General features: G+C 39.1%; 16 protein-coding genes and 2 pseudogenes. 9 read left to right on the top strand and 9 right to left on the bottom strand.

Translation table 11 applies throughout. From position 1 onward, the window contains the following. Positions 1-21: 21 nt before the first annotated feature. Positions 22-204 carry a hypothetical protein gene (locus MST16_RS09650; protein ID WP_168377709.1) on the top strand — a complete coding sequence of 61 codons (183 nt, stop codon included), beginning with the start codon at positions 22-24 and terminating at the stop codon, positions 202-204. A 93-nt stretch (positions 205-297) separates the two neighbouring features. Continuing rightward, positions 298-534, top strand: a complete 237-nt coding sequence (locus MST16_RS09645) for an acyl-CoA thioesterase (RefSeq protein WP_257223033.1) — start codon at positions 298-300, stop codon at positions 532-534. 91 nt (positions 535-625) lie between these two features. Here MST16_RS09645 and MST16_RS09640 read toward each other — a convergent pair whose 3' ends face one another. Both MST16_RS09640 and MST16_RS09635 read right to left on the bottom strand, forming a co-directional pair. Next, the gene (locus tag MST16_RS09640) at positions 626-796 is read right to left on the bottom strand and encodes a hypothetical protein (protein WP_180003818.1); all 171 of its coding nucleotides are present in this window, start codon (positions 794-796) and stop codon (positions 626-628) included. 314 nt (positions 797-1110) lie between these two features. Beyond that, positions 1111-1485 (bottom strand): hypothetical protein, encoded by a 375-nt coding sequence (locus tag MST16_RS09635; protein WP_180003820.1) that lies wholly within the window; start codon positions 1483-1485, stop codon positions 1111-1113. Between the two features lie 563 nt (positions 1486-2048). Between MST16_RS09635 and MST16_RS09630 the strand changes: the two genes are divergently transcribed. Beyond that, complete coding sequence (locus MST16_RS09630; protein WP_180003822.1) at positions 2049-2396, top strand: hypothetical protein; 348 nt, start codon at positions 2049-2051, stop codon at positions 2394-2396. Between the two features lie 16 nt (positions 2397-2412). Here MST16_RS09630 and MST16_RS09625 read toward each other — a convergent pair. After that, positions 2413-2768 (bottom strand): annotated as a pseudogene (locus MST16_RS09625) (site-specific integrase); the annotation flags it as partial. A gap of 172 nt (positions 2769-2940) precedes the next feature. Here MST16_RS09625 and dusB point away from each other — a divergent pair. Next, a complete protein-coding gene (gene dusB, locus MST16_RS09620) occupies positions 2941-3918 on the top strand; it encodes a tRNA dihydrouridine synthase DusB (RefSeq protein WP_249738736.1) in 978 nt (325 codons plus the stop codon). 219 nt (positions 3919-4137) lie between these two features. Here dusB and MST16_RS09615 read toward each other — a convergent pair whose 3' ends face one another. Next, positions 4138-5181: a nitronate monooxygenase family protein gene (locus MST16_RS09615; RefSeq protein WP_180003826.1), complete on the bottom strand. Its 1044-nt coding sequence runs from the start codon at positions 5179-5181 to the stop codon at positions 4138-4140. Between the two features lie 213 nt (positions 5182-5394). On the opposite strand from MST16_RS09615, the gene MST16_RS09610 reads away from it, so the two are divergent. From MST16_RS09610 to MST16_RS09600, 3 genes are all read left to right on the top strand, one after another. Then, positions 5395-6654 carry a putative DNA modification/repair radical SAM protein gene (locus MST16_RS09610; protein WP_078193581.1) on the top strand — a complete coding sequence of 420 codons (1260 nt, stop codon included), beginning with the start codon at positions 5395-5397 and terminating at the stop codon, positions 6652-6654. 9 nt (positions 6655-6663) lie between these two features. Next, positions 6664-7443, top strand: a complete 780-nt coding sequence (locus MST16_RS09605; RefSeq protein WP_180003828.1) for a TIGR03915 family putative DNA repair protein — start codon at positions 6664-6666, stop codon at positions 7441-7443. 65 nt (positions 7444-7508) lie between these two features. Then, positions 7509-8030: a hypothetical protein gene (locus MST16_RS09600; RefSeq protein ID WP_180003830.1), complete on the top strand. Its 522-nt coding sequence runs from the start codon at positions 7509-7511 to the stop codon at positions 8028-8030. Between the two features lie 39 nt (positions 8031-8069). Here the strand turns inward: MST16_RS09600 and MST16_RS09595 are convergent, their stop codons facing one another. The 5 genes from MST16_RS09595 to metK all read right to left on the bottom strand — a co-directional run bounded on the left by MST16_RS09595 (position 8070) and on the right by metK (position 12504). Further along, a complete protein-coding gene (locus tag MST16_RS09595) occupies positions 8070-9281 on the bottom strand; it encodes a YeeE/YedE family protein (protein WP_180010155.1) in 1212 nt (403 codons plus the stop codon). Between the two features lie 135 nt (positions 9282-9416). Next, entirely contained in the window at positions 9417-10118 is a 702-nt protein-coding gene (locus MST16_RS09590) for a VIT family protein (RefSeq protein ID WP_180010154.1), read from the bottom strand. Between the two features lie 146 nt (positions 10119-10264). Continuing rightward, positions 10265-10576 carry a hypothetical protein gene (locus MST16_RS09585; protein ID WP_180010153.1) on the bottom strand — a complete coding sequence of 104 codons (312 nt, stop codon included), beginning with the start codon at positions 10574-10576 and terminating at the stop codon, positions 10265-10267. 151 nt (positions 10577-10727) lie between these two features. Beyond that, positions 10728-11168, bottom strand: coding sequence for an SMI1/KNR4 family protein (locus MST16_RS09580; RefSeq protein ID WP_180010152.1), 441 nt, complete (start codon positions 11166-11168; stop codon positions 10728-10730). Positions 11169-11337: 169 nt separating this feature from the next. Further along, positions 11338-12504 (bottom strand): methionine adenosyltransferase, encoded by a 1167-nt coding sequence (metK, locus tag MST16_RS09575; RefSeq protein WP_078188779.1) that lies wholly within the window; start codon positions 12502-12504, stop codon positions 11338-11340. Between the two features lie 445 nt (positions 12505-12949). Between metK and MST16_RS17525 the strand changes: the two are divergent. Both MST16_RS17525 and MST16_RS09565 read left to right on the top strand, forming a co-directional pair. Then, positions 12950-13046, top strand: a pseudogene (locus MST16_RS17525) (prepilin-type N-terminal cleavage/methylation domain-containing protein); the annotation flags it as partial. A gap of 32 nt (positions 13047-13078) precedes the next feature. After that, on the top strand, positions 13079-13375 hold the full coding sequence (locus tag MST16_RS09565) for a pilin (RefSeq protein WP_252725787.1): 297 nt from the start codon (positions 13079-13081) through the stop codon (positions 13373-13375). Positions 13376-13805 lie beyond the last annotated feature (430 nt).

The raw sequence follows: 13805 nt of genomic DNA, 5'->3' as shown, positions 1-13805 counted from the left end.
TAATTTTTTAAGGGAATTATTATGCCAGCTAAATTTTTCAGTCGTTTCTTGGGTTTGATTGCGTTAGTTATGGTATTGGGGGCAATCATTATTAACTTTGTTGTGGCTAAACCGATGGTGGAATATTGGATCTTACTCTTATTACCTTGTTTTGCTGTTCCAATTTTAACCTCAGTGATGATCACGAAGGATGAAAATCTTTAACATCATCGTTCAGTAAATCTATTTTTCAATCCAATAGATGATGAATACACAGTCTTTGCAAAAAGCTCACATCGGGTGGGCTTTTTTGTCGATATGTCTAAAGTCTTTTATACTGAGCAAATGAGAAAGTTAAAACGCCAGCACAAATTAACGGTATCAACCGTGGTTTGGTCAACTGAACAAGATGCCGTGTTGATCGAACATGCAGATTTAGCTATGTCTGAATTAATCCAGCGCTTGGGATTTAGTGAAGAAGACATTTTACAAAGAAAAGAAGTATTAGGTTTAAACCGGCGGGCACGTCAAATTCAACGTTTATATTTTAAATAATTGAAGTCAAATTCATTGAAAACTGCGAAAGACTTAAAATGTCTGTGAATTTAAAAACCCACAATCTGTGGGCTTTTAAATTTTTGCTCAATTATTTTGCAACAGCTTCAGAAGCAGGAGCCGCTTCAGTTGCGTCTTGAGCAACTTCAGTTGTTTGAGCTTCAGATGCAGCAGCTTCAACTTTTTGTTCTTCAGCAGCAAATGTAGTTGCAGCAGCAGCAGAGATAAGTGTAGCGAAAAGTAATTTGTTTAAAGTTTTCATGATTCAATCTTCAGTCTATTTTTTTGGAAAAAACAACTTAATGTATTAATCATGATAAAAGTGTAATTAAAATGGGTTGTTATGTGTCTAGCTTGTGAACACTTACGAAAAACTTATCAAAATAAATCAATAGTTTGAAATTTATCACAAAATAATATGTGTCTTTAAATTGTCGTTTATTATTTGAAAGGCTTTAAAAAGAAAAACCCGAATAAATCGGGAAGTGTATTTTACGTTGTTATTACAGCGAAACTTACACACTTTCGCTTAATAACAATTTAGCGCTCAATTATGACGCCATGATGAAAAGGAGGTTATTCAGCAGGGCATTCAATTTTGAGTTTTTCTTTGTAATAGTCCTGTGCAATCTTCAAATCATTCAACATTTTATCTTGAGTATAGTCTTGGGCTGCGAGTTTGAGCATGGCAGGCATATAGTTGGTTTTATATTCATGAGGGTAGTCATGACATAAGACTTGTGTTTTTTCCTTGATAGATGTGCTTGGGGCATCTAAAACATCAAGGTATTGACTGATTTGCGCATCTGACTGCTCAAATTGTTGAGTCGCTTGTTCCGTTGTTAAATCAGCGTTTTGGCTTTCAGCTGCAGCCACCTCGTCATTGGGTTGTTGGCAGGCAGTAAGAATGGTAGCGAAAAATATAAAAGAGAGAATTTTCAATTTTTTCATAAAGTTCAACTCACTGATGTGAATTTATAGATTTAAGTTTTCAATGATTTTAGCAGTATCCCTCTATAGTAACACCTGTACAGGCAGATCTGCTGAAAGTCTGATGTTGAATCGATAGTGTGTTAACTACATGGCTGATGCATAAGTTTCAACGACTCTTAAGCAAAAGCGTAGAAATTTTTGTTTGGAATTACTAAACTATCGCATTGCAAATTTGCCGTCCAATTCCGAAGCTTCAAATTCCTCAATTCAATCGTTGAGCAATGTTGATATTCATTGTCATCATTCAATTGCATAATCATTGCCATGAAACGTTTTTACGCTCAACAGATTTTGCGAACATACATTTGAATTTAGCATTGTAAAAGTGGCTTGGAAGATTTCGAATGTGGTTCGGGCATCATTTGCTAAATATAGCTAGAGGTTAAAACATTGAGTCAACATCCTGTCATTCAAGAATTATTCGATCGTCCCATCGAGAGAAAACTGTGGGTGGCACCTATGGCAGGTGGGTTAGATTACGTTACTATTTACAATAACATCCAATTTAATGAGTATAAATAGTGCATTATCTAACCAAAATTATTAACGGACTAACAATTTGCTTCCTAGCATCAGTGAATTGCTATGCTAAAGATGAACCATCAAATGCTCATAATGTAATTGAATTTAAATGGTACGAAGCCAAAAATTATTACAACAGAATAATGAGAGAGTCTAGAGAAGCCAAAAGGAATGATAGTGATTGTGAGAAAAAACTGGATAGCTGTGATAAAGATATGAAAAGCTATCTTTATTACCCGAAAGCATTAGCTGACGCAAAAGCTCGCTTAGAAGCAGCTGAAAGTAAACTATATGAGAAAATATCATTAGAATTTAATGCAGAGAATGCTGGGGTTCAGAAAGATTAATACTTTTATAAGAAGCGGCGTAATCAGAAAAGTCTTGTCGCGTTAAATAATAGATATTCTTTTCAGAAATATCTAAACTAGCGATATGCTGTAGTGCTCCTGTTTTTGTCCTAGCAAAACTGTCCGCCTCATCCAAATACTGAAATATGAATTCTCTGAGTGTTTTTGCTTAAGTTGCACCTCAGGGTTCAACATTTTTTCAGGGTGCAATTCAATTTCTGCCTCTGCGCGTTTAATCCACTCATCAGCCAAAGACTTTTAGCTAAATGTTTTGGATTGCTTGAATTCTGGGTAGCCTTGAAGTTGTACGCGGACTTGAGCTCTATACCGAGTTGTACCGTCTTTTGTTTGTCGCTTAGTGACTGTACCTATAAATTTGCAACATTGAAATTTCGTGGTGCAAATAGGTTGCAACTAAAGAGCATTAAAAGTCAATACGAAGCGACTAAACGAAGTTAAACGAGGTTAAAAGATTTTGAGTAAAAACAATGTCATTCAAGAATTATTCGATCGTCCCATCGAGAGAAAACTGTGGGTGGCACCTATGGCAGGGGTTACAGATCGCCCATTTCGTACACTTTGCAAATACTTTGGCGCAGGTCATGCTGTTAGTGAAATGATGACGGCAGATAAGACCTTACGCATGAGTAAAAAGAGTCTTTATCGTGCGAATTTTGATGGTGAAATAGCACCTATCTCAGCTCAAATTGCAGGATCAGATCCAGCTGAACTGGCTGAAGCCGCTCGCTATCAAGTGGCAAATGGTGCACAAATTGTCGACATTAATATGGGATGTCCGGCGAAGAAAGTTTGTAATAAGTTGGCAGGTTCTGCGCTGCTCAAAGATGAAGATTTGGTGGCCCGCATTTTAGATGCTGTGGTCGAAGCAGTTGATGTGCCTGTGACCTTAAAAACCCGTTTGGGCTATCTCAATGGTCATGAAAACATTATGCGCGTTGCGAAGCGTGCCGAAGAAGCTGGGATTGCTGCGTTGGCGCTTCATGGTCGTACACGTGAAGATATGTATCTGAATACGGCGCGTTATAGCTTAATTAAAGATGTGAAATCGTTGATCAATATTCCTGTGATTGCCAATGGTGATATTGATACACCTGAAAAAGCCAAATATGTACTGGATTATACTGGTGCTGATGCAGTCATGATTGGTCGTGCAGCTCAAGGTCGCCCATGGATATTCCGTGAAATAGGACATTACCTGACGACAGGTGAGCATATGGCGGCGCCAAGTATTATGGAAGTCCGTGACGTATTGCTTGGACACTTGTCTGAATTATATGGTTTTTATGGCGAATATTCAGGTTGTCGAATTTCACGCAAACATATTGCTTGGTACACCAAGGGTCTACGCTCTAGTAATGAATTCCGCCAAAATATGTATAAAGTTGAATCTACAGCAGATCAATATAAAGTCGTCGAGAACTATTTTAATCACTTACTTGATCATGGTCAGATCATGAGTGATGTTCAAGTTGATCAGGTCAACTTGCTTGAAACCAAATAATTTAAAGCCAAACGAAATGGATCTGCACAATTTGATGCAAAGTAGGCTGCTTTAAGTTAGTTAGATTGATTTGAAATAGATTTAACTAACTTGATTCAAATGATCTGAAACAATTCTTGAATTGTGCATCGATGATGGCCTAAATTACATATAAAAAGCCCTCAATGTTGAGGGCTTTTTATTAGGCATTCATGTTTGAATGACCCGTTGAGCGAGGTCTTAGTTAAAGCGCATTTCTAAAACCAATTGATTGATCAAGTCGGGTGCTTCCAATTCACGTATTTGAGAGACATTAGTTCCTGCCCAAAATGCACCATATTCATGTACGCCATGCTTGCTGGCTGCTGCATGTAATTGTTTGCCTAAATCATAGCTATATGGGTAAGCCGGAACGGTTGGGCGAGTCGGCGTATCAATATCTGTGTGCCAGTTATTGATAATGCCACGTGCAGGCCGGCCTGAAATACTTGATGTAATCTGCGTGATGGGCGCATCAAATAGTGCTTTGCGATAAGCCTCATTTGCATTTGATGTTTTGCATTGCACAAAAGCAGTGCCCAGTTGAACAGCATCTGCACCCAACTCCATAATTTGATAGGCCTGATGTCCATTCATAATGCCACCAGCTGCAACAACGGGGCATTGAATATGGCGTTTCAAGAGCTGAACTAAGTCACGAGTTTTAACGCTGCTATCGAAGTTTTCATTGAAAATGCCACGGTGACCACCAGCTTCAATACCTTGAGCAATCACGATATCAATACCCGCAGCTTCGATCAGTTTAGCTTCTGCTAAGTTGGTTGCAGAAACTAGAGTCAAAATACCCGCTTGTTTCAAGGCCTGGATTTGATGTGGATGTGGAATACCAAAATGGAAGCTTACCGCTTTAGGGCGCGTTTCCAGTAAGAGGTTTAGAAAATGGTCATTATCTTTAAAGCTTGGATAAATACAGTTCAGTGCTTCTGGAGCTTCTGCATTATATTGAGCAAAGCGTGATTTAAATTGCATGATCCATTTGGCAGCAACTTGTTCATCGAGTTCTACTGTATCATGACAAAAGAAATTCACCTGAAAAGGTTGGTCAGTAAGTTCTTGAGTTTGTAAAATTTGCTGACGTGCATTCTCAACACTGCTTGCACCTAAACCCAGTGAACCAAGTCCACCTTGATTTGACACTTCTGCAGCAAGCTCAGGTGTAGAAACACCTGCCATTGGGGCAAGAAATATAGGGTGTTTGATGCCAAGTTTTTCTAATAAAGTCATGTGCATACTCCAATCACTCTAATTACTTTGCCCAAGCGAGTGAAATTAAGCAAATAATATTCGTTATTTCATATCAAAATGGTCTTATGCTTACACGAAAGTTGTACTTGAAATTAAGCGACACCTCGTGTCGTAGTAATGATGTATGACCCGACTTTTGAGGTGGATCCTTTTAAAATAATGCTGTGTTCACTTTAAATTTATAATTCTCCCATGTCTGAACGTATCCGTGAAAAACTGCAAATTTTAGCCGATGCTGCCAAATATGATGTCTCATGTTCTTCGAGTGGTAGTAAGCGCCAAAATAAAGACAAAGGTCTGGGTAATACTGGAAACGGCATTTGCCATAGCTATACCGAAGATGGTCGCTGTGTTTCGTTATTAAAAATTCTATTTTCCAATGTCTGTATTTTTGACTGCGCATATTGTGTGTCCCGTCGAAGTAACGACGTAAAGCGCGCAGCATTTACGGTACAGGAAGTGGTCGATTTGACCATGAATTTTTATCGTCGGAACTATATTGAGGGGCTATTTTTAAGTTCGGGAATTTTTAAATCAGCAGATTACACCATGGAGCGCATGTTGCAAGTGGTGAAAAAGCTGCGTTTAGAAGAAAATTTCAATGGTTATATTCATCTGAAGACCATTCCGGGGGCATCTCAGGAAATCATTACCGAAGCAGGTTTATATGTCGACCGTATGAGTATTAATTTGGAAATGCCGACAGAAGATGGTTTAAAAAAATTTGCACCTGAAAAAAGTCATGTTGAAGTCCAAAAAGACTTAGGTATCGTGCGAGATCGTTTGATTCAATTCAAAGATGAACGAAAAATAATACGCACAGTTCCTAAATTTGTACCCGCAGGACAAACGACGCAAATGGTGGTGGGCGCACATCAAGAGTCTGACCGTGATGTCATACTGATGGCAGACCGTCATTACAAAGAGTTTAAGCTCAAGCGTGTGTATTACTCGGGCTATATTCCAATTAATGAAGAGGAGCGTGCGCTGCCAGCTGTGGGGTCTGCGCCACCTTTATTACGAGAAAATCGGCTGTATCAAAGTGACTGGTTAATGCGTTTTTATGGGTTTGAAGCGACGGAATTGGTCGATGAAGAGCATCCAAATTTAGAATTGGATATTGACCCTAAATTAGCGTGGGCACTGCGTCATCCCGAGCAATTTCCCGTGGATATCAATCGTGCTGAATATCAAATGATCTTACGTGTGCCGGGCATCGGTGTGCGTTCTGCTAAAAAAATTGTTCAAGCACGACGTTTTGGTAAAATTCATATCGACCAATTAAAACGTATGGGTATTTCCTACAACAGAGCACAACATTTTATACGCTGTGAAGATTCACCTAAATTTATTCGTGAACAACAGCCTCATCAAATAAGACAGCAGATTTTGCAAAGTGGCCAGTCGAAATATACGCAGCAAATTTCTCCACAATTGAACTTCGGTTTTTAGGATACAGTCGTGAGTATTTATGTCTTTGATGGCACGATGACAGGATTGTTAAGTTGTGTTTTTCGGGCCTTTCAATTTAAGCAATTTGACATTCAGATTTGTACAGATGGGCAAGTGCAGGCAGGTCTTTTCGCCGAAGTCATTGATGTGGCTAGTCACGATGAACAAGCACAGCGGGTATGGCAAGGATTAAAGCTTAAAGCATCTGAAAGTGCTTTGAAGCAGTTTTATTATGCGTTTTTATCCGAGCAGCAGCAGGCTTTTCAACATTGTTTTAATTTTGCGATTTATGTGTTCCAGCAACAGCGTGATGTGTCTAAAAACTATGGTCATGCTGATGTATTAGGGATGAGCCAATGGGCGAAGCAAGTGGGGCGTGAAAAGCACCGAATGGAAGCTTTTGTGCGCTTTAAAAAATGTCAGGATGGCTTGTTTATCAGTTTAGTCTCACCTGACTTTAATGTATTGCCTTTGATCGAACGGCATTTCAAATCACGCTATCAAGATCAACGTTGGCTGATTTACGATGAAAAACGCAATTATGGCATTTATTATGATTTAAAACTGGTGCATCAAGTGGATATGGATGCCACAACCATAGATAGGCAAATACAATCAGGCCATAGTCAATCCTTTAATATCGAACTGGATGATGATGAGGTTTTGTATGATCAGCTTTGGAAAGATTATTTTAGAAGTGTCAATATTGAAGCCCGACGTAATATGAAATTACATGTGCAGTATGTGCCACGTCGTTATTGGCGTTATATGAATGAGAAAGCGATTTAATTTCAAATCATTTGAAGAATTTCGGGCATAATGATTGCGCTTTTGATTGTTTAAGTGAGACTTTGATGAAATTATTTCTTGTTACGACCATTTTGACGACAATGGCATTAACGGCGTGTTCTGCAAATGAACAAGAAAAGAAAACATTCGATCCAAAAAGTTATCAAGTTGCTGATACTGCTGGATTACAACGACGCTTTGAACAATTAAATCAAACTCTAGCTATAGATTTTAGCCAACTGAAAAAAGTAGAAAGTTTGGCTTTTTCAGACCAATCCGCTTTAGATGTTCATAACTTAAAAACTTTAAATCAGCATTTTGTTGCCAACACCGCTTTAAAAAGCTCAAAAATTGCCTATTGCGAAGTAATGAATCATTATTTTTCTGAAATGTATCATCTCGGACATGTGAACTTAGCCTTGGTGAAAGACGTTAAACTGCCAAATGCCGCAAACGAAGATTTGAGTCAGGTATTTGCGAATGCAGACCAATTTTATGATTTTATTATCAACCGCTATACCACATACAAACAGGCACAAGAAACCATGCAATATGGTTGTAATCTAAAAGCAGCTCTGACAGATTAAAAAAAGCCCCTCATTTGAGGGGCTTTTTATTTACTGAAATTAGCAGCCTGTTAGTTTTTCCGGTTGTGGACGTTCACCAGGGAAGAAGATTGGACGTAGTTTGACGCCAATACCGTTCCCAATGAAGGCAAATACTAACCATAACCAACCGTGTAAACTACCTGAAGCGATACCGCTGAAATATGCACCAATGTTACAGCCGTATGCTAAACGTGCGCCATAACCTAACATCAAACCACCGATCACAGCCGCTAGCAGTGAGCGTTTTGGGATATTAAAGTTCGGTGCAAATTTGCCTGCTAGGCTCGCTGCGAGTAATGCACCGAGCATGATGCCGAAATTCATCATCGACGTGATATCAAACCATAATGATTCGGTCAGTGCTTTGGCATTTGCAGGTTGCTGCCAATATGCCCAAGATGCAACATCGATCCCCATGATACTTGCTGATTTTGCTGCCCAAACAGCTAAGGCAGAGGTCACGCCCCAAGGACGGCCTGCAAGTGCAAGTGTGGCAAAGTTCAGTAAAGTCAGGATAATTCCGCCCCAAACCAATGGCCATGGACCACGTAGAAAACGTTTCCAGCCGTGTTGCATGGCTTGTGGTTCAACTTCAAGCTGACCATGGCGCTTCTTTTCAAAGTAAACTGTTGCTGCTGCAATGATTGCAAAAAGCACAAAGTTTAATGCCAGTGCAGGAACTACACCAAAGCTTTTGACTAAAGAAATCGGCTCAAAGTGGGGAAGGTCAAACCACCATTGAATATGTGAAGTTGCAATTAATGAACCTGTACAGAAGAAGATCAGCGTTACAATCATGCGTGCACTACCTGCGCCCACAGTGTACAGGGTGCCTGATGCACAACCGCCGCCGAGTTGCATACCAATACCAAAAATAAAGGCACCGATCATCACGGACATTGAAACAGGATTAACGTTACCTTTGACTGGGTTGCCAAATAATTCGCCCGCACCTAAGGCAGGGAAAAAGAGTAATACAGCCAAAGCCAACATGATCATTTGTGCACGCAAGCCACGACCACGACGCTCTTTAATGAAGACACGCCAACTCGAGGTGAAACCAAAAGACGCATGATAAAGCGTCATACCCAAAGCACCACCAATTAAAAATAGCAATGCTTGGTTAACGCCCACAACCAGATAAGCACCAATGGTACCTAAAATTAATAAAACAAAAGCCACCCAAATCGATACATTGGATCGATTAGCTGGCGCAGCAATAACAGACATGGAGAAAAAAGCTTAAAAAATGTAGCTTTATTTTACGGTTTTTATATATTGTAAAAGTAAATATTGTTGAAAAATCACACAACCATTACTGTGTATAATTGATTTCATATATTTGTAAAACTGATAAAAGAAACATTAAACTGGATTTACATTAAATAAAGAACCAATCCAGCTAGAAAATAGCATGGCTGCAATGCCCCAAAGCGCAACACGTAGACTGCCTTTCAACATAGAAGTACCTGCTGCATAACTGGCTAATGCACCAAGGAGTGCTAGGGAAATCACACCAACGGCCATAACAGTTTTTTCAATATGCATGTCAGCACTGATCAAGATCGCAACCATCGGAAATATTGCACCAATTGAAAAGGCTAAAGCCGATGATAGCGCTGCTTGAACGGGTTTTGCTGCTGTATTGTCATGGATTCCAATTTCATCTCGGGCGTGGGCTTCAAGTGCATCATGTGCAGTTAATTGGACTGCGACTTCATGGGCCAGTGTAGGCTCTAAACCACGTTGAATATAAATTTGGGTAAGTTCTTTAAGTTCTAGCTCAGGGTTCTTTTGTAGTTCTTTATGCTCCATGTGAAGATCTGCTTTTTCGACGTCTTCTTGAGATTTCACAGAGATATATTCGCCCGCCGCCATAGAGGTTGCACCAGATATGAGTCCTGCAATGCATGTAATGAGTAAGGTATGGCTAGAAGCACCACTTGCAGCCATGCCCATAATTAAACTAGTGACGGAGATAATGCCATCATTTGCACCGAGTACAGATGCACGTAGCCAACCCGTACGTTCCATAAAATGTTTTTCGGCATGATGTGAGTAAGACATTATTTTCTCTAAGTTTGTTATTTATATGACCTCATAAGATTGACCTGACATCAGTTAAATTTCAAGTTAAAAATAGATTGAAACAGTAAGTTGAATAAAATACAGATATAAAAAAAGCACCCGAAGGTGCTTTTTTTTAAAAATGCTTATTGTTGAGCTTTTTCTTTCACGTTTGCTGCACCTTGCTCAACAGCACCTGCAGTTGCAGCAGTCGCGTCTTTAGCTGCTTCTTTTGCATTGTGTGCAGCAGCTTCAGCATTTTCTGCAGCATTATCTACAGCAGTAGCTGTCGCAGTTGCCGCTTCTGAAGTTGCATCAGCAATGTCATGGCCTGCTTGGTCAGCAGCGTTTTCTAGGTGTTCACCAGTTGTTGCACCTGTTTCTGGCGCTTTGTCTTTATTACAGCCAACAAGTGCAACAGTTGCAGCCAAACCTAAAGCAACAAGTAATTTATTCATTTTGATCTTTCCTTTTTTTGTTATGCCCGTAGCATGGGCTGAATTTATATTAGCTGAAAAAATATTCAAAAATCGATCAAAAATTGTTGATTTAGTGTAATTTTATCCAGCTTATTTTGTAGTTTGAAAGGCTTTATATCTGCTTATGGCGTTAAGGGTTTTGACTAAATAATTCTTTAATTGAAGTCACAAGTAGATAGATAAATTCACTGTCTTCATGGCGCCATAAATATATTTCTTCCCCTAATTGCGTATCGTCTACCGTGCGCATCAATAAATAATCGCCATCGCCGTTATGCGCAATAGCAATGCTGTTTTCAGGGAAGTCTTCAATTTTACTTATGGATTGATGTTCTGCGGCTAGATGATTCGTTGTACGTTTTATTCTTTTCACATTGCTGGTGTCTTGGAAGGGAAAAAGCCACCAAGCTTCGATATCATCACCATCTTTAAATTCATCCGCGCTAGAAAAGCTAATGCCGAATTCGCCACCATTTTCAATTTGCATTTTGGCTTTATATTTTTCTGGAAACTTAAATCCTAATTGTTCTTCAGTTGCAGTAATAAATTTTAAGTCTAATGGAAAAGGCATGATGTTGTTCTTAAATTATTTTGGTGTTTTATGAAAAAGCTAGGCGTAAATTTTAGTCAATATTTTTTACACTCGTTATTTTTATCCTAGATGTTTTAGTTATGGACATACGGGCCATAAAAAAGCCTGCAATCAATGCAGGCTTTTTTGAGAAATTAATCTATTAAGATTAAAGACCAGCAGATGCTTTAAGCGCTTCCACTTTGTCAGTTTTTTCCCATGTAAATGCGGTATCAGAACCTTCACGACCAAAGTGACCATACGCAGCAGTTTGTTGGTACATCGGTTGGATTAAGTTCAACATACGAGTAATACCGTATGGACGTAAGTCAAAGTGTTCACGTACAAGTGCAATAATCAAATCTTCAGATACTTTTGCAGTATTGAATGTGTTGATCGAGATAGATGTTGGTTCTGCAACACCAATCGCATAAGACACTTGAATTTCACATTTGTCAGCCAAACCAGCAGCCACAATGTTTTTAGCAACATAACGACCTGCATAAGCAGCAGAACGGTCAACTTTTGATGGGTCTTTACCAGAGAACGCGCCACCACCGTGACGAGCCATACCACCGTAAGTATCTACAATGATTTTACGGCCTGTTAAACCACAGTCACCTACAGGGCCGCCAATGACGAACATACCTGTTGGGTTGATGTGGAATTTAGTGTCTGCATGGAACATTTCAGCAGGAATCACTTTTTTCACGATTTCTTCAATTACCGCTTCTTTCAATTGAGCTTGAGTAATTTTTGGATCGTGCTGAGTCGAAAGTACAACTGCGTCTAAGCGAACTGGCATGCCATTTTCATAAGCAAATGTTACTTGGCTTTTTGCATCGGGACGTAACCAAGCAAGTTTGCCTTGTTTACGTAGTTCAGCTTGTTTTTCCATTAAGCGATGCGCATATGAAATCGGTGCTGGCATAAGCACATCAGTTTCACGGCTTGCATATCCAAACATTAAACCTTGGTCGCCCGCACCTTGATCTTCTGGTTTTTGACGGTCAACACCCTGAGCAATTTCAGGTGATTGCTTACCGATCATGTTGATCACGGCACAAGTTGAACCATCAAAGCCAAGATCTGAATGGTGGTATCCGATACCATTTACGGTATTACGAACAATCGCTTCAAAGTCAACATTTGCAGTTGTTGTGATTTCACCGGCAAGTACAACCGCACCCGTTTTTACAAGCGTTTCACAAGCAACCCGTGCATATGGGTCTTCTTTTAAGATTGCATCCAAAATAGCATCACTGATTTGGTCAGCCATTTTATCCGGATGGCCTTCGCTTACAGATTCCGAGGTAAATACAGCGTACTCGCGCATAAGTCCTATCACAGTTAAATTTAAAGACGCAATATGTTACATCGAGAATGCGTTTAGGACTAGCTCAACATGACCAAATTGGATGAAATTAATTCATTTCAATGACTTTTTAATTGATATAGGCATCTAAAAAATTGATATGAGCTATGGATTTCTCAATTTAATTTTTTATGATGAGATAAAACAGAGATATTGGGCTTTGGCACAAGCAACAATGTGATTAGGCGTTCAATTGCCTAAATTGTTTTTTTAAGTGAATCAATTATAAGAAAAAATCAAATCAGTATCCTGTGATTTATCAATGATGAATGTCATGAACTGTCAGAATATGACTGTTCATGACAATTAATCGTTTAATTTGAAAAATAAAACACAATAAATGCGGGCTTTTGAGACTTGGTATGCAAATTGCCTATTTGTCATTACGTTGAATGGGGGAAACGTAATGAAACAGTCTGGTTTTACACTCATTGAAATTATGATCGTTGTGGCAATCATCGGTATTTTGGCTGCAATTGCTACTGTATCTTACAATGGCTATGTTGCTCGGGCGCAAGTGGCTGAAGTATTAACAATGATTTCACCCTATAAATTAAAACTGATTGAAAATTATTCAGCGGAACAAAGCTGTGTAGATTTGAATACAGCGCTAAATGAAAGTATCAGTACCAAGTATATTGCGAGTAGTGAAATTACTGATGTGGCAGGAACGTGTTCAGTGGTTTTTACGTTTAAATCAACAGATGTCAATTTTGCTCTTCGCTCAAAGCAGATCTATTTTAGTATTCCAGATGGTTTAAATGGTGCTTGGAATTGTCAATCGGATGATATTTCGCAGCGAAATTTACCTGCTACATGTCGTGGTATATAAATATTGAATGTGAAACCGTGAGTATATTGGATAAGTGCTGATTTCAAAGGGATGAGTTTGCTGTTTGAGTTACCCAAACCGTAGAGGGTGTATTTTATATGAAATCAAATTTCAAATGGTCATTTATCTGGATCGGCTTTGGCTGCTATTTATATTCACGATTTCCATTCGATGTATTGGACTTTTATCAATTACGAAGCGTTTGCTTTCACCACTAAACTCTAAATATGCATTGCGCTGTCATTGATTCGCCATATAAAAGCGTCACTGTATACAAAATAAACGACATGCATAGGCTTGAAATTGTGCAATAAGCGCCCAAAATACAGGTGGTGCAGGAATAATTAGCGAAAATTTGCCCCTGAGGCTTTACCCATTCCGCTTTTTTTAAGACAATATGCGCATCTTTGAATTCTTATTCATCTTACTC

Source organism: Acinetobacter sp. YH16040_T, assembly GCF_024605785.1.
GTDB classification, from domain to species: Bacteria; Pseudomonadota; Gammaproteobacteria; order Pseudomonadales; family Moraxellaceae; genus Acinetobacter; species Acinetobacter amyesii.
The sequence above is the reverse complement of the archived record's forward strand: the minus strand, read 5'-3'. Positions and strand labels throughout refer to the sequence as shown.